A 20,337-nucleotide genomic window follows, 5' to 3' on the forward strand; every position below is an offset into this window, starting at 1 on the left:
ACAACCGATTGAAGTGAAGCCTGTGAAGTCAATGGATGATTTGTTTGAGTGAACAAAGTAGCTCTGCCGATTTCGATCCAGTGCCAGCACGGTGGGACTCATGTGTTCGAGTAAGTCATTATGTTATGATATGGAGTGAAATGACATCCATACCATTGCTTTGGCTCAATTGAACCAGAGTAGAAACGAGAGGGTTATGAAAAAAGCCAATGCTACAATGATGAAATACATCAATATGAATAATGTGCGTGAAGTCATGCAGCAGATTGAAACGGCGACCAAACCGCAATTAGCTTCACTAACCAATCTTAGTGTTGTTACCATTAATGCACTGATTCAGGAATTATGTGATGGCGGAGAGTTGTTCCAGGATAAAGTGGTTCCCTCTAACGGCGGTCGTCCTGCTCAGGCATATCGATATAATTATAACTTCAAGCTTGCTTTGGTTCTTTACATCAAAGAGATGAAAGGCCAGGAGTTGATTTCGGCAACGGTCATGAATCTGGAGAATAAAGTTGTGCTGAAGGAAGAGAGCATCTTGCCTGCTTTTGATAAACAACATGTGCTGCAACTTATCGCGCGTTTCGTTGCGGAGTACCCTTCCATTGATATGATCGGCATCGGTATTCCGGGGCAAGCCGTGGATGGGGATATCACGGTGAGCAGTCATGAAGAGCTTATCCATTCACATCTGATACGGGAGATCGAGAGCGAGTTCCAACTGAACGTTCTCGTGGAGAATGATGTTAATGCAGCGATTAGCGGATACTGTACACAGCATGCGGATATGAAGGAACAGAGTGTAGCAGGAATTTATTTTCCGAACCGATACCCGCCGGGTATGGGCATGATGTTGAATGGACAGATGATCCGGGGGAAAAACGGGATGTTTGGTGAGATCAAGTATCTTCCATATTCACCTGATTGGAAACGCGACATGAGCAAAGATGATTTTGTAGTGCAGGTATGTCATATTCTGCAAACGATTAATGCCGTCGTTGCCCCGCACCAGATTGTCATTTATCAGGAACGTGTGGAGAGAGAAGAACTGGATTTGGCGTGGAAACAGTACGGGAAGGATCACCCCATGCCGTCGTTGCCGGAGATTGTACATCAGGACTCGTTCCAACATGATTTTGATGCTGGGTTACGAGGAATGGTGCTTCAGGCGTTGAAGTCAGGCATTCTATCAGAAGCGTTATAACCCCACAGGCCATGTCTGTGGCTTTTATTTTATAAGCTAACTCTTGTAGAGGAGGATTCATGATGCGTGAAGAAGAGAGAATCATGCAGGGCATGTTGTTTAGTCCAAGTGATCCGGAATTAAAGACCATCAAAAGGCGGGCCCATAATCTCAGTCAGCGTTACAGTCAGACCTTTGAAGAACAGACTGAGGAAAGGAATCAGATATTGCAAGAGCTACTGGGGCAGATCGGTGAAGGTGGATTTATGCAAGGCCCCATCTTCTTTCATTATGGTGTGCATACCCGGATAGGCGATCACTTCTTCGGTAATTACAATCTGACGATACAAGACGATGCGCAAGTGACGATCGGGGACTATACCAGTTTTGGACCCAATGTTACGATTGTTACCCCCATTCACCCCATGATTGCCAGCGAGCGGAGACATATGGTGGACCAGAACGGTGATGTGAAGTCGCTATGTTATGCCAAACCGGTCACGATTGGTAACGATGTATGGATCTCGGCAAACGTCACAGTGTGCGGGGGCGTAACGATTGGAGACGGCTGTGTGATCGGAGCAGGTAGCGTGGTGACTCGTGATATTCCACCGCATTCTTTTGCAGCAGGCGTACCGTGCAAAGTTATTCGCAAAATTACTGGTGAGGACAGCATGCGAAATTATCCCGATGTTCTGGCAGATTGCCGTGTGCTGGAAGAATAAAAAAGGCTGCCATCAGGATCAAATAGATGATCCTGGTGACAACCTTTTTTTGTTATACGTTTACTTGGAGGCGTTGTAGTTACTCAAGAATTCTTTTACTTTTGCAGGATCAGCTTTCAATTCATTCCCGGTCTGAACGAGCGGGCTTACTGTAGAGTATGCTTTAAGTTTGTTGTTCTTGTAGAAACTCAAAATCTCATCCTGATTAATGGAGTACAGTACGGCTTTTCTCAAGTCGCTGCTCTTGGCAACATCACGATTGGCTGTGTTAAACAAGAGATAAGAAACGGCGTTACTTGGAATGCTTTGCAGTTTCAGCTTATTGTCATTTTCGATGATGTCATACTTGGTTTCAGGTACACCGTAGTATAAGTGAATTTCACTGCTGCGAAGAGCAGAGAGGGCGCTGTCTGCATCCGCGATGAATCGGACATTAACCTGAGCAATTTTTGGTTCATCTTCCGTGCCTTTACGGTAGGCCGGATTTTTTAAGAATACACCTTCATAGTCATTTTTATAAGACAAAATATAAGGTCCGCTAGTATAAAGCGTGTTATTGTATGCTGCGCCTTCAGTCACCGTGTTCTGGTCACCGTAAGGAATATCTTTGTTGACGTCAAAGGAAGCTACATCATATGTGTTGATGCTCTCCACCTGTTTTTTGGACACGATACCCGCAGATTGGTGAGCCAGGTAGTTCAGTACTTGCGGGAAAGGTTCAGTTGTTGTCAGTTTAACTACCTGATATTTACCTGCGCTATTATCTGCTTTGGTTTTGTCCGTCACGAGTTCTGTAATTTTGCTGCCCAGTCCTTGTTCCAATGCTTCGAGGATTGTACCGTTACCGCTGGATTGTTTAATGGATTGTAATGCACTCAGATCCGTTACAACCTCAGCTTCTTTGATGTGTTCATGCAGACTGTACGTCCGGTGATCCGGAACGGAATCTTTATTTTTAGCACGATCCAGGGAGAAGATCACATCATCTGCACCGACACGTTCTCCTGTATCTACAGCTTTTTTGTTATCAATCTTCGCAAAGTTGATATCGTCTCTGAGAATGAAGTAGTAGTCCGAATTACCTTCAGCAATACTGAAATTATGGGACAGTGATCCTTCTGCTGTCAGCTGATCGTCATCTGTCAAGTTAACGAGACGTACATACATATTGGTGTTCAACTGGTTGATGGAGCCGTCGTTTCCTTTGATTGGATCAAGGGAAGTCAGTACGGATGCGCTTTGCGTCAGAATCAACGGATCTTTGGCATTTTTGGAGCTGTCCTTGAACTCAATCGGTTCCCAAGCCATCGCGCGGGATTTGGAGAGACGAACGGTGTCGACATTCAGAATGTCTTTGTTCACAGCCTGACTTTTCAGGGAAATGTACAAAGGTGCGATATACGCCTGATCCGTTACCAAGCGATCTTCCAATTGTTTGTACGTGTCTTTGTACTCATCTGGAGTTTGAGTAGCTGCCTGATCGATGAGCTTATCAAGTTCCGCATCTGCAAGGATACTGTAATCTCCACCTGTTTTGAAAAGGGAACGTACCGCATAATCGGGATTTCCCGTTACCGTTGTCCAGCTGGACAAGGCAATGTCATAATTCCCTGCATCCTGCTGGGATTTGAAGCTGCCGTAATCCGGCTGCAGGTTCAGCTTCACATTGAAGCCGTTTTTGGTCAGTTGGTCGCGGACAATGTTTACATCATTTTCGGAAGAACTCATGGCGAGCAGTTCAATGTCAGCCGGTTTTTGTGCAGTTTCTGTTGTATCCGCTGGTGCGGTCTCCGCCTGGGATTCGGTTTTTGTTTTTACACTGCAGCCGGAAATCACAATGACGAGAATTAATAGCAATGAGATCAGTGTACGTTTTTTCATGGGATTACCCTCCATATCTTGAATGTGTGATGTGTGAATTCTTTTTTTTATATATCATTCATTTCAACAAATCATTTAGGCCTTCTCCAGCTTGGGATCAAGCGCATCACGCAGACCGTCACCGAGAAAGTTAAACGAAAGAACCAGCAGAATAATAGCCAACCCTGGATAAATCGCCAGATAAGAGTGGGTCTCCAGGTATGTACTGCCGAGCTTCAGAATGTTACCCCATTCCGGAATATGCGGCTCCACGCCGAGTCCCAGATAACTCAAGCTGCTGGTAGCGATAACAGCTCCACCAATCGTGAGTGTGGACTTGATAATCATGGGCGCAAGGGAGTTGGGAATAATGTGTTTGAAAATAATCGTACGATTGTTGTACCCCAGTGCACGTGCAGCTTCCACAAATTCAAAAGTGGATACATAGAGCACACTGGCTCTCATCGTACGGGCGTAAGTTGGAATTGAACCCAGACTCAGCGCCAGAATGAGATTGACCGTATTGGCTCCAAACGCCGCAATAATGGCAATGGCGAGCAGAATTCCCGGAATGGCATAGAGAATATCAAGCAGCCGCATGATGATGTTATCCGTATGCCTTCCGTAGAAACCGGAGAATGCTCCGAGGACTCCGCCGATCAATACAGGAATGATGGTCGACATGCAACCTACGATTAAGGAGATCCGGGCACCAAATACAATCCGGGAAAATAAACATCGTCCGAAGTCGTCCGTTCCCAAGGGATACGCAAGGGAAGGCGGTTGAAGCAGAGCCGAGTAGTTATTTTCCACAGCCATGCTGTAGTCAAAGGTAAAAAAGCTGCAGATCGATATCGAGAACAGAAAAATGATAAAAAACAAACCGGACATGGCAGTCATATTCGGAGCAAGGCGCTCCCACAGATCGTTCCAGAAGTTTGATTTTTGTTTCCCCTGTCTGCGAATGCGTCCAATGATGGAAATGCCGAGCAATAGTGCAAATACATTACCAGTGATCGAGGTCAGAATCAGTATTACACTGACACCGATCATCCAGCGAGGGAGGATAGAGGTCGCGTTATATCGGGATACGATAATCAGTACGACCAGGTCGATGATCAGAATAAATATGAGCACCGCCATGGCTGGCAGAAAGTGATCAGCCACATAGGGTTTGAAAACATTTAACGCAGATACACCGATGACGAACAGCTGAGTTAACAGCATATACACCGCAAAGGTATACTCCACATTCCTCGCTTTTCGAATCAGGTGAAAGGCTGCCGTTACGATAAATATATTGCCTGAAATGATGGCAAGTAGCTGAACCCAAGCTAACCTGCGAGTTAGAACAGAGACCGTACCGGTACGGATCAAGTCTTTTCGAATCCGAAGGGTGATGACACTTTGGACCAGTGTGAAGAATACATAGATCCCAAGTATCGTTAGCAGAAATGGTTTGAACGTCTGTCCGCTCCAGTCATAACTGTTGAACAGCAACAAGGCAGTCAAGAGAAGGGACGTGATCCAGGCGAAGCTTGCCTGACTGTATTCTCGAGAAGACTTAAGTCGGAAACGCATTTCTTGTGTTAAGGAAGAGTTTGTCATAATACACCTGCTTTAAGAGGTAGTTCAACACACACTTTAATATTGTTTCATCTTGGAGCGCACTCTTGGATCAATAAAAGCGTACAGCAGATCAACCGCTACATTGATAATGGAGATTGTAATGGCTGTGTAGATTACTCCGCCCATGATACTCGGAATATCGGGGATAAATTGTTTATCCACAATGTAGCTGCCGAGACCGCTGATATTAAACACTTTCTCCGTCACTGCTGCCCCGCCCAGCATGGCTCCGAATTGAAGTCCAACCACCGTTACAATTGGAATCAATGCATTACGTACAGCGTGTTTCAGCATGACCTGACGTTCGCTTAACCCCTTGGCGCGGGCAGTCATGACATAATCCTCATGAATGACTTCCAGTGTAGAAGACCGGGTCATCCGTGCCACCGCAGCCGTAAGTCCCGTGCCCAGCACAATGGTTGGCATAATGATCGACAGCCAGTTCTGCGGGTTGAAGGTGGCGGGAAGCCACTGCAGTTTGATCGAAAAGTTCAGAATGAAAATAAGTCCTTGCCAGAAATTCGGGATCGATAATCCAATCAGAGCGATAAACATAAATGTATAATCGAACCATGAATTAGGCTTAATCGCTGAGATAATACCGATGGGTAATGCAATGACAAGTGCTAACAGCAGGGAGATGACCGCGAGGGTCAATGTAATCGGAAACTTCCTTGCAATCGTTGCTGTTACGTCTTCATTTCCTGCAAAAGACTTGCCAAGGTCGAAGAGAGCAACTCCCTTAATATTGTTCCAGAGCTGTGTAAGATAAGGCTGATCCAAGCCATACACCTGATTGAATGCTGCAATCTGTTCCTGCGTTGCTGTCTCTCCGAGAATGTTGGCTGCCGGGTTGAACGGAGACAGATACAAAATCGTAAATACGAGTGTTGCTACACCCAGAATGACAAATACCGTCATCAGTATTCTTTCAAATATGTACTTTAGATAAGGATTTCCATACAAAAACAGGATGCCATACATCAGACAGCCGGGAATAATCGATATCGCGAAAAACCATGGTTTGTTAATCAGTGAGTGGAACGTATCAGCCATTGTAAGACGTTGATTTCCTTGTTCCTGAAGTATGCGGGATGTCCGCTCCTTCAACTCTGCCTGAACACTTTCTTCCAACCATTCCTCGGTCTGACGCTTGAATTCTCCCTCACTGACCTGCTGCTGGAAAAAACGATGTTTGCGACGCAGTTGTTCTTCCACTTCCAACTTCAGCTTGTTCCGGTAGGAAGAAGCGAGCAGTTCTTGCTCAGCTGCCTGCCTGGCAGCTACCCAGCCGTCATTTTTTCGATTCGAACGCCATATTAGAAACACGACCAGATTGATCGGTAATCCAAGAATGAACAGAACATATCGGTAGGAAGGATGAAGCAGCATTTTGCCATAAATAAAACTTAAATTGTGCACCAACCGCGAGAGTCTGCTGCCTTCTGCAAGATTCAAACCAAGCGTGCCTCCTTTCATTCAGGTTTAAATTGCATTATTCCGATTGATATAGTATATATTATTTATGGTCTAAACAATTGTCAAGGAATTAAATGGTATACATATGAGATGAGTGAATGTGAAAAATGGATGAGAGCTGGTGATGGCATGGAACCTTTACTGAAAGTTAATGATCTATCTGTCTCGTTTCACTCTGGAGAGAGTGAGTTTCAGGCAGTGCGAGAAGTGAGTTTTGAAGTACGAAAAGGCGAGACATTGGGCATTGTAGGAGAATCGGGCAGCGGAAAAAGTGTAACCGCACGTTCCATTATGAGGCTGCTTGCATCGCCGCCTTCGCAGATGAAAAATGGAGAGATTCTTTTTAAAGGGGTCGACTTGGCCAATAAAACGCAGAAAGAGATGGAAAGCATCCGTGGGCGTGATATTGGCATGATCTTTCAAGACCCGATGAGTTCTCTTAATCCGACCATTAAAGTGGGGAAACAGATCTCCGAGAGTCTCATCAAACACCAGAAGGTGTCCAAAAAGGAAGCCAAGAAACAGGCGATTGCCATGATGGAGCGGGTGGGGATAACTCGCAGCGAAATACGCTACAACCAGTATCCGCACGAATTCTCCGGAGGCATGCGCCAGCGGGTCATGATTGGTATTGCACTTGCTTGTCGTCCTGAATTGCTCATTGCCGATGAGCCGACAACCGCACTGGATGTTACAATTCAAGCTCAGATTCTGAATTTGATGAAAGATATGCAGGACCAACTGGGTACATCGATTATTCTGATCACGCATGATCTGGGCGTAGTGGCAGGCATGTGTGATCGGGTTGTTGTTATGAAAGAAGGACAGATTGTGGAAACCGGGACTACGACAGAGATTTTTGCTAATCCCAAACACCCGTATACGATCAGACTTCTGAATGCATTACCACGTCTGGATCAGAAGAAAAAGCCAAAACCGGTATCATTGGTCCCGAGAGATCTGGAGGATGATCAGCCGTTGCTTGAGGTGAAATCGCTCAGACAACATTTTAATCTGGGGAAAGGCAACACCTTAAAGGCTGTGAATGATATCAGTTTCCATATTCGTCAAGGAGAGACACTCGGCGTTGTAGGGGAATCCGGCAGCGGAAAATCAACGACGGGGCGTGCGATTCTGCGGTTGCATGAGCCAACAGGTGGAGATGTACTGTTTAAAGGAGTCCCGCTCAATCGTCTGTCAGCTTCAGAGATGAAAACGATGCGCAGACATATGCAGATTATTTTCCAAGACCCCTATGCATCTTTGAATCCCAAAATGAGGATTATGGATATCATTGGAGAAGCGCTTGATATTCATCAACTTGCAGGTACAGCATCTCAGCGGGAGAAGCGGGTGGAGGAACTACTGGAGATGGTGGGTCTTGATCCTACCCATGCGCAGCGTTATCCACATGAATTCTCGGGTGGACAGAGACAGCGGATCGGTATTGCACGAGCTCTGGCTGTGGAACCTGAATTCATCGTATGTGATGAGCCGTTGTCTGCACTGGATGTGTCGATACAGGCTCAGATCGTACAATTGCTTGAAGAGTTACAGCAGCGACTCGGATTGACGTATCTCTTCATCGCGCATGACTTGTCCATGGTTAAACATATCAGTGATCGAGTGGCTGTCATGTATAATGGGAAAATTGTGGAGCTGGCTGAGAGTGAAGAACTCTACTCCAACCCGCAACATGCTTACACCAAGGCATTGCTGTCTGCTATTCCTGTGCCTGACCCAGCGGTAGAAGCGAAGAAAAAGAGACATGTTGTCAAAGAAACAACAAGAGAAAATGTTGAAGTAGAGGACCGTTATAATCTGGAACATTCCAAGTGGGTAGAAGTCACGGATGGACATTGGGTCGCAATATCTAGTTAGTTAGTGCAAGATATAGTCTTTTTCAAATACAAAAGAACCCCGACGATGATCTCCACAGATCGTTATCGGGGTTGAGTTATATCTTCGTATAATGGCAGTAATCAAAAGCGATTATTTGAATTGAACCGATTTTTTGATGGTATCAATCTCGGCTTTGGTCTTATCATCCATGTAAGTGAAGATGAAGTTGAAAGCATATCCTTCAATAATTGTACTATAGTAATCTTGAGTAACGGTTGAACCGTCACCTGGATCCATCGTGATTTGCATCAGATCCATCTCTTTACCACCGATGGTTTCCGTTGTCATTTCTTTATAATCGTAAGGGAACTGGCTATCCACCATGAATTTTTTGGTTGCTTCCAGGTAGTCTTTACCTGTACGAATGCCTTGCAACAAGCTTACTTTCTCAGCAATGGCCATAGCGGATGGGCCAACTTGACCTCCGTCCAATGGGTACTTTGAAGCCATAAGCAGATTCAATGTTTTGGTCTGGGACAGCTCAATTTGTTTTTTCTTCGTTTCATCATCACCAGCAATCGCTTCGGATGAAGCACTTGTCAGCTCATTCATGCCTGCAGCATCCTGGAACTCCCATGCTTCCGGGAATTTCAGAGATACGCCGAAATAGTCATTGGTGTAAGAACCTTTTTCCGTAGTCCCCAGCTCAACGTCTTGGGAATTATCAGTTTCCTTGGACTCTTCGCTTGCTGGTTCTGTGTTCTCTGTTTCTTCTGTACTCGCTGGTTCAGAATCAGTACCCGTCGTTGTTTCTGTCGGGGTAGGCTCTTCTGTTGCGGCTGTGTTATCTGCTTTGTCACCGCAAGCGGCGGCAACCATCATAATCATAATGAGCATGGCGAATAAAGAAACTTTTTTTGGAATTGTCATATTACCCTCCTGAAATGTGTGTGTGTTTGTTTTTCTCTCTCTACATGTTACCTGTTTCCTAAATTGTAGCACAAACGTTCTCATATACTACCTATAGGAATCTATAGGGGTCTTCTATACATAAGACATTCGGCTGGCAATTGAAACAGCTTCTGTGCTGGATTGCACACCTAATTTGTTAAAAATCACTTTTTTGTGATGATTCACGGTGCATTCCTTGATCTTTAATTTCAAAGCAATGGCTTTTACCGTGAGGCCTCCGGCGATCATCTCCAGGATGGTTAACTGACGCTCGGTGAACTCCACTGCCGGTTTGTCGCACAGTTCAGCAGTCTGTTGACTCTGATAACAGTTCTGCATGTACGCTGGAATTAGCTTGGCAATGGCGATCAGTTCACCCTGCATATCGGCATTAATGGTGGACACATCCAGATAACCTACATGTTGCGATCCCATGAACAGAGGTGCGGCGTAACAATGCCAGCTTTGAAAATAGGGACTTTCATGCTGCTCGGGCAGCAGAAGTACAGGCTTGTTGCTTTCCATCGTTACAGATATGGCGTTTACACCACAGCTCTGTGCAGTGAAGAACATGCCCGGACGAATGGGGGAATGTTCTACTGCATCTTTAAGATCTGAACTGTAATTCATAGAGAGGAGCACACCGTTGGTATCTGTTAGTAAAAAAAGATAAGTGCCCGTTAAATTCTCTTGGATAACCGAGATACTGTTCTGGAATGCATGAATCAGGAAATGATTGTTTTTACGAAGCCTGTCCAGACTGGATTTTGGTAAATAGTCGAACGGAGCCGTTCCTGCTGCATGCGAACAAGTCGGGGACTCTTCGTGTCTTGTAGAAAATCTAATGGCAGGCATGTTGTTCCTCCTTGCTGCACAGTCGTTAGATAGAAAGGTAGTTCTTATATCGAACTTGAGAATGTTCTCATCCAATCGTTTGAATGACGTGTCCTTCCTGGTCCTTGATTTCTGTTCTAACAATCTGAATGATAATATGATCCAATGAAGTTATCTCGAATGTTCCTTCAACCGGGCGAAGGTTCTTTGCCAGCTCCTCAACAATTTGTTTGTTCACCGTCAGGGTAACTTGTCTGTCCGATTCCAATACGGCTGGTTGTTCTCCTGCTTCAAACAGAATATTAGTATCAGGTCCGATCAAGGATAGAGAGGCACCTTTTGAAATTCGGCTACGAAGGATGGTGCCAACTAATACAGCTTGTTTGGCTCCGAGCTGGAGTTTGGCCGGAATCGCTTTTTGCAGCAATTTTTTGCGAGGAGACTCCCAGCCCAGTTGTTGTATGAATAAAAACGCTGTGCTGGACCCGTCCTGTTCAATTCCATCCTCAACCGCTTGTATAACCGAAGGAATATCTGCGTACGAATTTCTCATCAGATCCGTCACATATTTGGGCATGAACATGGAGGAGGCAGACAGGAATCCACGAGCATTCCAGCTTTGAATCATTTCCAGTTCCCGACCTGTAATGCCTACCATCTGAATAAATTGCATTGAACCATTAGGCGTAGAGATTGCGGGTAGATCCGGGTCTTCTATAAAGGAGAGCGCAGTCAGCAAAGTATCGGACTCCAGGCAGATGGGACCATTAGCGTCCATGTAATCTCCTGGCTGAAAGATATTTCCACTGTTGAAGACGTATCGTCCTACATTCTGTAACAGATTCAGCGCCCAGGCTGGCGGTTCAGTTTCTTCTTCAGTGCGTGTAAGACGAAATGTGAGTTCGAATCCATACCCGCTTTTGGATGCATCCTGCATCTCTTTTTCATATAATTCAGAGAAACCATAGGTGACAAAATGCCAGTGAGGCATAGGTGTGTTCACTTCATAAACGCTAATGCCATCGAGTGGATCAGGACCACCGAGCATATACGGAAGGGCAGTGCCGTAGTGTTTTGGCTCTTGTTCCCCATACAATTCACGCATGGATTGATCAATCGCATCCCAACCAGCTGTGTTATCTTCATGAGTCATTATTGAATCCTCCTAGACTGTTCTTTCCCCCGAAAAACATTTAAAATTAAGTCTACCTGTTACAGAAGTGGTTTCAAGCGGCTTAAGGATGAATTGTGTTAAATAGGACCACAGGGTTACAAATGGCGATATGGGGAGTGAAATTACATGAGTATGAAAGGTATTTATTCAAGCGAGTTTGATCAGGCAAGCTGGGACTCATTTTCCGAACTGTTTGAAGAACTTGGACAAAAGTTGGACCCCGCGTGGGTAGAACGTGCGCGATTACAAGGAATTCCGGCGGATATAAGTCGGGTGCTTTTGTGTGAAATGGGGGAGTACGCTTTTGAATGGATGGCGAAAGATATCCCGGCTTTAGGGGACCAAAGTCCCGCTGTTTACCTGGAAACGGAGGAAGGAGCGCAGGCATTAAGGGCAGCGATTATGCGTATGCCGCGTTGATTTTTTCGATGTTGAGAGTGTGCGAACGATCATATGATCCAGTGAAGTTGATTTTGCAAAATAGATATGTTACGCTTACATTACAAGAGCAAACACAACAGAATATGCAATAACATCTTTTGATGGATTGTAACTGTGAAGACAGGCAAAACCTAAACTGATGGTGAAATGAAGGCTCCTTTTTTTGGTGCTATTTTACCTTGAGTTTAGGTTTTTCTTGTTTTCTGCTCTAAATTACACAATGTTTTACCTGGAAAAACCAAAATAAATTTCGAAAAGAGGTTGTTGTTCATGACCACGGCAAAAAAAGGATTCCCCGAAAACTTCCTATGGGGCGGCGCTACAGCTGCCAATCAATTGGAGGGTGCATTCGATAAGGACGGCAAAGGCCTCTCCACAGCGGACATGATCGCTCATGTTCCCAAGGAGAAGCGTACAGGCGGACATGCCATGGAAATTTCCTCTTCCCGAATCGAAGAGATCCTCTCCGGCAAAATCGAAGAACGGTTCCCGAAACGTTTTGGTATCGATTTCTATCATCACTTTAGAGAAGATATTGCATTGTTCGCTGAAATGGGCTTCAAAGTATTCCGTTTGTCCATTCACTGGGCACGTATTTTCCCGAACGGTTATGATCAAGAGCCAAATGAAGCTGGCTTGAAATTCTATGATGAAGTATTCGACGAATTGTTGAAATATGGCATCGAGCCGCTTGTTACATTGTCTCACTACGAGACACCGCTTGGCTTGACGCAAAAATATAACGGCTGGGCTGGCCGTGAAGTAATCCAGCACTATGTTCGATATGCAGAAACGGTGTTCAACCGTTATAAAAATAAAGTGAAATACTGGCTGACGTTTAATGAAATTAACGTCATGCTGTTCAGCCCGTACACTGGCGGCGGCATTCTGATCGATAAAGTGGACAACAAACTGCAAACAACTTATCAAGCGCTGCATCATCAATTTGTAGCAAGTGCATTGGTTACGAAGCTTGCTCACGAGATTATCCCTGGTTCCCAAGTGGGTTGTATGCTTGCTCGTATGGAAACCTATGCAGCAACATGTAATCCGGTAGATGTTCGTCTGGCTCAACACGAGAATCAGATCAACCTCTTCTTCACGGACATGCATGCTCGTGGTAAATACCCGAACTACATGGCACGTTATTTTGAAGAAAACGACATCGTGATCCAAAAAGAAGCAGGCGATGATGAGATCTTGCTGAACAATACCGTTGATTTCATCTCCTTCAGTTACTACATGTCCGTAACCAAATCTGCATCCGCAGACAAGGAAGAAACATCGGGTAACCTGACTGGCGGCGTGAAAAACCCTTATCTGGAAGCGTCCGACTGGGGCTGGGAGATCGATCCGATCGGTCTGCGCGTAACCCTGAACAACTTCTGGGATCGTTACCAGAAACCATTGTTCATCGTAGAAAATGGTCTGGGCGCATATGACCGTGTTGAAGAAGACGGTTCGATCCATGACTCCTATCGAGTGGATTACCTGAAAAAACACATCGAACAAATGAAAGAAGCCATCAAAGATGGCGTGGATCTGATTGGATTTACAGCATGGGGCCCGATTGACCTTGTGAGTATGTCCACTTCCGAAATGTCCAAACGTTATGGTTTCATCTACGTGGATCTGGATGACGAAGGTAACGGAACACTCAAACGTTCCAAAAAGGATTCATTTGACTGGTACAAAAACGTAATCTCCAGCAATGGTGAGCAGCTGTAAAATCTCGTTTCCAGGATTGTTACCGCATAAAAAGCGGGCAAAACCTAACGCGAAAGTTGGCATGGAAGGAATCTAATTTTCCTGATGGCCCTTTCAGTTGGAGATTGTCCGCTTTTTCCTGTCGGCAAAGGATAGAGTATTGCATTTAGACAAAGAATGAAAATATCGTTAATTTAGAGAGGAATGATTGATATGACTACACCATTTCCGAAAGACTTCCTATGGGGCGGCGCTGTAGCAGCCAACCAACTTGAAGGAGCTTATAATACAGATGGCAAAGGTCTGTCTGTTCAAGATGTAATGCCACACGGGATTACAACGCCTAGAACGGAAGCACCTACAGAAGATAACCTGAAACTGATCGGTATCGATTTCTACAACCGTTACAAAGAGGATGTTAAACTGTTTGCTGAAATGGGCTTCAAAGTGTTCCGTACATCCATCGCTTGGTCCCGTATCTTCCCTAAAGGTGATGAATTGGAACCAAACGAGAAAGGTCTGCAATTCTACGATGACCTGTTCGATGAGTGCCACAAATATGGCATTGAACCACTCGTAACGATCTCTCACTATGAGACACCGCTGCATCTGTCCAAAACGTATGATGGCTGGGTTAACCGTAAAATGATCGAGTTCTACGAGCGTTATGTAACAGTGCTTTTCAACCGTTTCAAAGGCAAAGTGAAATACTGGCTGACATTCAATGAGATTAACTCCATCCTGGAGGAGCCATTCATGAGCGGCGGGATCTATACGCCAAAAGCAGAACTGTCCAAACAGGATCTGTACCAAGCGATCCATCATGAATTGGTAGCTAGTGCCCTGGCTGTAAAACTGGGTCATGAAATTATGCCTGAAGCCAAAATCGGTTGTATGGTACTGAGCATGCCTACGTACCCGTTGACTCCGAATCCGGATGATGTGGTTGCAGCGATGCATGCGGAACAGCGCAATGATATCTTTGCTGATATCCATGCACGTGGTTACTATCCAAAATACATTAATCGTTATTTCAAAGCGAATAATATCAATATCAAGTTTGAAGACGGCGATGCTGAAATTTTGAAGCATACCGTAGACTTTATCTCGTTCAGTTATTATGTAAGTATCTGTGAGACAGGTGATCCCGAGAAACGTATCGAAGGAAAAGGAAACTTGTTCGCGGGTGTACAAAACCCGTACCTCAAAGCGAGTGAGTGGGGCTGGCAGATCGATCCGCAAGGACTGCGCGTAACCCTGAACAAATACTGGGACCGTTATCAAAAACCATTGTTTATTGTCGAAAATGGTCTGGGTGCAGTAGATGAGCTAATCACGGACGAAAATGGCAATAAAACGGTGAACGATGATTACCGTATTCAATACTTGAATGACCATCTGGTACAGGTGGGCGAAGCTCTTGAGGATGGCGTAGAAGTGATGGGGTATACGTCATGGGGCTGTATTGACCTGGTAAGTGCTTCGACAGCAGAAATGAAGAAACGTTATGGTTTCATCTATGTAGACCGCAACAATGACGGTTCCGGAACATTGGATCGTTACAAGAAAAAATCATTCCATTGGTACAAGGAAGTTATTAGTACAAATGGCGCAAGTCTTAAGAACAACAACGAGTAAATACTAGTGCTATAAGCAGAGTTGTACAAGCACCTTCTTATGTCACATTAACGCACATTAACCGCTTTCACAAAAACATTGTCATATGGATAATTATATGGTAAGATGGGCCTAAGGCTAATGAATACTGGATTGTTACTGTTCAATCAGGCAAAACCAGAGGCGGGGCATATTTCGTGACCTGCTTTGGTTTTGCCTTTTACTACTTTGACGGTGCAAGGTGATGTGAAGAAATGAAAATTGAGAAGGTGCTGAACAACAACGTAGTTACCGTAATTGATCCGGGAGGAAACGAACTGGTCGTTATGGGACGTGGAATTGCCTTCAAAAAGCATACTGGTGAATCGATTGACGAGAGTCTCGTCGAAAAAATATTCTCGCTTGAAAGTAAGGAAGTATCACAGAAACTTAAAACACTTCTGTCTGATATCCCGGTTGAATATGTCGAGTGCTCGGATGAGATTATCCGTTATGCCGAGACGGTGTTAGGTGAGAAGCTGCATGAAAGCATCTACATTTCACTGACGGATCATATTCATTTTGCCATTGATCGACATCGTCAAGGATTGCAGATCCGTAACGCATTGTTCTGGGAGATCAAGCGCATGTACCGGAAGGAATATGCCATTGGACTCAAGGCGCTACAGATTATTGAGGAAACATTAGGGGTCCTGCTACCCGAAGACGAATGCGCATTCATTGCAATGCATCTGGTTAATGCCCAGATGAACGGTGAGATGAGGGAAACGATCAGTATTACAAACATTGTTAAGGACATACTTAACATCGTAAGACGTAGCTTTGTGATTGAACTTGATGAAGATTCATTGAGTTATTATCGATTTTTAACTCATCTGAAGTTCTTTGCCCAACGTGTGTTGCAAGGAACGGCGATTGAAGATAAAGAAGAAGATAACCCGCTTCATGACTTGGTGAGTAAGCAGTATCCGGAAGCACATGCATGTGCAGTAAGGATCAGTGATTATACGCGTAAGATTTATAATCGGGTGTTGTCCAAGGAAGAAATACTGTATCTGACCATTCATATTGAACGAGTTGTCAGAAATGAACAAACAATTGAATAAAGTTGGGATTGTTACTGCTAAAAAGGCAAAACCTAAACGTTGAATAATGATAAGCTTTTCTGCTTTGTCATTATTCAGTGTTTAGGTTTTTTTTAACCTTCATTACACATAAAAGGAGCAAAACACAATGGATAAACAACAATTGTCCAAGGATATTTTGAAGCTTGTTGGTGGCGAAGAGAATATCGATCAAGTCACTCACTGTATGACAAGACTCAGATTTAACCTGAATGACAACCAAAAAGCGGACAAAGCGACGCTGAAAAATACACCAGGCGTTATGGGCGTGATGGAAAACGGTGGACAGTTCCAGGTTATCATTGGTAACGATGTGCCTATCGTGTATAACGCACTCGTTGGCAACATGTCCAAATCACCAACCGCAGATAATGCCTCATCCGGTGCTTCAACTGGAGAAAAGAAAAAGAGAAATCCAATAAGTGCGCTGTTCGACTTCATCTCAGGTATGTTTACACCAATTCTGCCTGCGATTACGGGTGCAGGTATGATCAAAGGGATCGTGGCCATCCTTGTCGCAGTTGGATGGTTGTCCGATACCAGTTCGACCTACATCATTTTGTCTGCAATCGGTGACGGTGCATTCTACTTCCTGCCAATCATTCTGGCGATTAGTGCTGCACGTAAGCTGGGTAGTAATATGTATATTGCTGCGGCGCTTGCTGCGGGTATTATGCACCCGACCATTACAGCATTGCTGGCCGATGGTCACAACTCATCCTTTATGGGGATTACAGTCATAGCGGCAACGTATTCTTCTACAGTTATTCCAATTGTTCTAGCAGTTTGGATTGCTTCATATGTAGAAAAAGCCGTTGATCGTGTTGTACATGCTTCACTTAAGTTACTCATTGTTCCAACAGTTACCCTGTTAATTATGGTTCCACTGACGTTGATGACTGTTGGACCACTGGGTACGGTTCTTGGTAATGGTTTGTCTGGTGGTATTTCATGGTTGTTCGACAATATGTCCATCTTCGCAAGTATTCTGATTGGTGGTACGATGTCACTGCTGATCATTACAGGTATGCACTATGCGTTGCTGCCAATCGTTGTAGGTTCAATGACAACACTGGGTTACGACTTTATTATTCCACTGATGTTTGCAGCTAACTTGGCACAAGGTGGTGCAGCATTTGGTGTAGGTCTCAGATCGAGAAATAGCAAAACCAAATCCCTTGCCTATTCCACAGGTCTTACGGCTATTATGGGGATTACGGAACCAGCGATGTATGGTATCAACATGAAGTTCAAAAAACCGTTTATTGCAGCGCTTATCGGTGGAGCTATCGCAGGTGCATTTATGGGGATCTTCAATGTTAAATCGTATGTTATTACAGGACTTGCGGGTCTGCCGAGTATTGCCGCATTTGTCAGTCCAGCAATTAGCACATTGATTTATGCTCTGGTTGGTGGTTTGATTGCCATCGTAGCAGCAGCAATCATTACGTATATCTTGGGCTTCCAAGAAGAAAATGCATCAGAGCCAGTAGCTGCACCAGCAGCTGAGCCAGCAACACCAGCAACAACTTCTGCTGCTGTAACTGAAGAGGCAAAAGCACAAGATGAGCAAGTATTTAGCCCGATCACAGGTGAAGTTAAACCGCTGAGCGAAGTGCCGGACCCTGCATTCTCTGAAGAGATTATGGGTAAAGGATTCGCGATTCAACCCTCTGAAGGTCGCGTCGTATCTCCGATCAACGGAACCGTGTTCTCGTTATCGAAGAGTGGACATGCCATTGGTCTGGTAAGTGATACAGGCGCAGAGATGTTGATTCATATCGGGATTGATACCGTGAAGCTGAAAGGTCAATTCTTCTCTCCTAAAGTTCAAGCAGGTGCGAAGGTTGCCGTAGGTGATGTACTGATGGAGTTCGACCGGGAACAGATCGAAAAAGCCGGTTATACAACGATTACACCAGTTATTATTACAAACATGCACCAGTATGAGTCTATTGAGTCTGCTGGTCGCACGACGATCAAAGAAAAAGACTTGTTGTTCACAGCTAAAGCTTAACCATAAAAATGAAACAGCAGCTTCACCGGAATGTAATCCGGTAAAGCTGCTGTTTTTTGCTTATAGCCTTTTACACCACGGGAAGCATACCCTGGACCAGTTGCACAAAGTGTTGTGCAGGCTTGGACAGATAACGGTTCTGCAGCCAGACCAGCGCCGAGCCAACCGTGGAATGCTGATCCTGGATGCGATATACGTGGAATGGGTGCTCGTGATATAGCTGTAGTACCGTGTGAGGCACGATGGAACTGGCGAAGCCGAGTCGGACCAGTTCTAGCAACATATTAATGTCTGAGCACTCACCCATGATGGAGGGGGTAACCTGATGCTCCCGGAACTTGTCCAAAATTAGCTCGAACATACCGAGTCCTTCTGTGCTTGGAAGCAGTAGAGGGATACCTGTAAGCTGATTGAAATAAGTCCGCATCTCCGCTCCAGGGGTCATCTCCGTTGGGCTATCCAGCGGTGTTGAAGAAATATAGAAGAGGGGCTCCTGTGGCAGGTGCAGCACCTCATAGCGTTCTGTCTGGACGGGCATGCGTACACAGGCGAGTTCAACTTTGCCATCTTCCAGCAGGCGGCATAATTGTGCAGACTCATTTTGCTGAATTTTATAGGTAACCTGTGGATGGGTGGTGCGAAACTGTTGCAGTGCTTGTGGGATCAGGCGATCCGATATGGTATTGATGCCAATGGAGAGTTTGCCCCGTATGCCGTGACGGAAACTTTGCATCTCCATTACAGCTTCCTCCATATATTTGGTCAAGGTAACCGCATAATCATAGAAGCTGCGACCCGCCTGCGTTAGCTCCATCATGCGCCCTTTGCGTTCAAATAGAATCACACCAAGCTCTTCTTCCATTAACTTAAGCTGCTGGCTTAAGGGCGGCTGAGCCATGTGAAGTCTCCGGGCTGCTGCTGTAATCTGTTTCTCCTCAGCAATGGCAATGAAATAGCGACATTGTTTGATATCCAAGTGGTTGTTCTCCTTCGCCTGCGATGTATATGTAATTCGTATGGAAAGCCAACAAAACATGTATTTTTAATATACTACGATCTTATGTTACCATACATTAGATTTGCATACCTGACTAACGGGACTTGGTTTCCATATAAATATTGCTGCACGAGAAAGACCTTGAATTGGAGGATGAAGCAACGTGGTTAGAACAATACATGATGCCGCTCTAGCGGGCCATACTGATGAGGTCATTCGATTTATCACACAACAGGGCAGCCGGTTGAATGAACGGGATGCATTGGGGCGAACACCTCTGATGGCAGCGGTGCACGGTAACAAGATAGACACGGCAAGGATGCTAGTGGACGCCGGAGCCGACATTAATCTTCGGGATGCACGATTGGACAACCTGCTGTTATACGCGAGTGCTGAGGGTATGTATGACATGGTCGAACTGGCCGTTGAAGCAGGTGCAGATACAAGGTTAACGAATCGTTTTGGCGGTACAGCCCTTATTCCAGCAGCGGATCGGGGCCATGTGGACATTGTGGAGCTTCTGCTGACACGCAGCGATGTGGATGTGAATCATATCAACAACCTGGGTTGGACAGCCTTGCTGGAAGCAGTCATTTTGGGAGATGGTGGACCGCGTCATCAGCAGATTGTTGCCTTGCTTTTGCAATATGGTGCAGATCCAAAGATTGCGGATCGGGACGGGATTATACCGCTTGCACATGCGAGCCGGCATCGGTATGCCGAGATGGAACGACTATTAACCCAAGTCTGAAGAGAC

Annotated in this window: 16 protein-coding genes; 9 read left to right on the top strand and 7 right to left on the bottom strand. The window is 45.1% G+C overall.

Going from position 1 to position 20,337, the window contains the following annotated elements:
• The first annotated feature begins 196 nt into the window (after positions 1 to 196).
• A complete protein-coding gene (locus MHI14_RS07850; RefSeq protein ID WP_341130127.1) occupies positions 197 to 1,204 on the top strand; it encodes an ROK family protein in 1,008 nt (335 codons plus the stop codon).
• A gap of 62 nt (positions 1,205 to 1,266) precedes the next feature.
• Positions 1,267 to 1,908 (top strand): sugar O-acetyltransferase, encoded by a 642-nt coding sequence (locus MHI14_RS07855; RefSeq protein WP_341130128.1) that lies wholly within the window; start codon positions 1,267 to 1,269, stop codon positions 1,906 to 1,908.
• Between the two features lie 60 nt (positions 1,909 to 1,968).
• Here MHI14_RS07855 and MHI14_RS07860 read toward each other — a convergent pair whose 3' ends face one another.
• The 3 genes from MHI14_RS07860 to MHI14_RS07870 all read right to left on the bottom strand — a co-directional run bounded on the left by MHI14_RS07860 (position 1,969) and on the right by MHI14_RS07870 (position 6,855).
• Entirely contained in the window at positions 1,969 to 3,789 is a 1,821-nt protein-coding gene (locus tag MHI14_RS07860; RefSeq protein ID WP_341130129.1) for an ABC transporter substrate-binding protein, read from the bottom strand.
• Between the two features lie 75 nt (positions 3,790 to 3,864).
• Positions 3,865 to 5,376 carry an ABC transporter permease gene (locus MHI14_RS07865; RefSeq protein ID WP_339789852.1) on the bottom strand — a complete coding sequence of 504 codons (1,512 nt, stop codon included), beginning with the start codon at positions 5,374 to 5,376 and terminating at the stop codon, positions 3,865 to 3,867.
• Positions 5,377 to 5,412: 36 nt separating this feature from the next.
• Positions 5,413 to 6,855, bottom strand: a complete 1,443-nt coding sequence (locus MHI14_RS07870; RefSeq protein WP_256332201.1) for an ABC transporter permease — start codon at positions 6,853 to 6,855, stop codon at positions 5,413 to 5,415.
• 150 nt (positions 6,856 to 7,005) lie between these two features.
• Between MHI14_RS07870 and MHI14_RS07875 the strand changes: the two genes are divergently transcribed.
• A complete protein-coding gene (locus MHI14_RS07875) occupies positions 7,006 to 8,757 on the top strand; it encodes an ABC transporter ATP-binding protein (protein WP_339310290.1) in 1,752 nt (583 codons plus the stop codon).
• A gap of 111 nt (positions 8,758 to 8,868) precedes the next feature.
• Here the strand turns inward: MHI14_RS07875 and MHI14_RS07880 are convergent, their stop codons facing one another.
• The 3 genes from MHI14_RS07880 to MHI14_RS07890 all read right to left on the bottom strand — a co-directional run bounded on the left by MHI14_RS07880 (position 8,869) and on the right by MHI14_RS07890 (position 11,656).
• On the bottom strand, positions 8,869 to 9,648 hold the full coding sequence (locus MHI14_RS07880; protein ID WP_341130130.1) for a hypothetical protein: 780 nt from the start codon (positions 9,646 to 9,648) through the stop codon (positions 8,869 to 8,871).
• 114 nt (positions 9,649 to 9,762) lie between these two features.
• Entirely contained in the window at positions 9,763 to 10,524 is a 762-nt protein-coding gene (locus MHI14_RS07885) for a LuxR C-terminal-related transcriptional regulator (RefSeq protein WP_341130131.1), read from the bottom strand.
• Between the two features lie 67 nt (positions 10,525 to 10,591).
• Positions 10,592 to 11,656, bottom strand: a complete 1,065-nt coding sequence (locus MHI14_RS07890) for a suppressor of fused domain protein (protein WP_341130132.1) — start codon at positions 11,654 to 11,656, stop codon at positions 10,592 to 10,594.
• A 147-nt stretch (positions 11,657 to 11,803) separates the two neighbouring features.
• On the opposite strand from MHI14_RS07890, the gene MHI14_RS07895 reads away from it, so the two are divergent.
• The 5 genes from MHI14_RS07895 (at position 11,804) to MHI14_RS07915 (ending at position 18,583) form a co-directional block, all read left to right on the top strand.
• Positions 11,804 to 12,097, top strand: a complete 294-nt coding sequence (locus tag MHI14_RS07895; protein ID WP_091028056.1) for an antitoxin Xre/MbcA/ParS toxin-binding domain-containing protein — start codon at positions 11,804 to 11,806, stop codon at positions 12,095 to 12,097.
• 291 nt (positions 12,098 to 12,388) lie between these two features.
• A complete protein-coding gene (locus MHI14_RS07900) occupies positions 12,389 to 13,846 on the top strand; it encodes a glycoside hydrolase family 1 protein (RefSeq protein ID WP_074096040.1) in 1,458 nt (485 codons plus the stop codon).
• A 192-nt stretch (positions 13,847 to 14,038) separates the two neighbouring features.
• Positions 14,039 to 15,463, top strand: coding sequence for a glycoside hydrolase family 1 protein (locus MHI14_RS07905; RefSeq protein WP_091028057.1), 1,425 nt, complete (start codon positions 14,039 to 14,041; stop codon positions 15,461 to 15,463).
• 233 nt (positions 15,464 to 15,696) lie between these two features.
• Entirely contained in the window at positions 15,697 to 16,548 is an 852-nt protein-coding gene (gene licT, locus MHI14_RS07910) for a BglG family transcription antiterminator LicT (protein WP_036668684.1), read from the top strand.
• 127 nt (positions 16,549 to 16,675) lie between these two features.
• Entirely contained in the window at positions 16,676 to 18,583 is a 1,908-nt protein-coding gene (locus MHI14_RS07915; RefSeq protein ID WP_091028060.1) for a beta-glucoside-specific PTS transporter subunit IIABC, read from the top strand.
• Between the two features lie 70 nt (positions 18,584 to 18,653).
• Here the strand turns inward: MHI14_RS07915 and MHI14_RS07920 are convergent, their stop codons facing one another.
• Positions 18,654 to 19,559: a LysR family transcriptional regulator gene (locus MHI14_RS07920; RefSeq protein WP_091028062.1), complete on the bottom strand. Its 906-nt coding sequence runs from the start codon at positions 19,557 to 19,559 to the stop codon at positions 18,654 to 18,656.
• A gap of 184 nt (positions 19,560 to 19,743) precedes the next feature.
• On the opposite strand from MHI14_RS07920, the gene MHI14_RS07925 reads away from it, so the two are divergent.
• Positions 19,744 to 20,331 (top strand): ankyrin repeat domain-containing protein, encoded by a 588-nt coding sequence (locus MHI14_RS07925; RefSeq protein ID WP_091028065.1) that lies wholly within the window; start codon positions 19,744 to 19,746, stop codon positions 20,329 to 20,331.
• Positions 20,332 to 20,337: the final 6 nt, after the last annotated feature.

Source organism: Paenibacillus sp. FSL K6-2393, assembly GCF_038002545.1.
Classification (GTDB): domain Bacteria; phylum Bacillota; class Bacilli; order Paenibacillales; family Paenibacillaceae; genus Paenibacillus.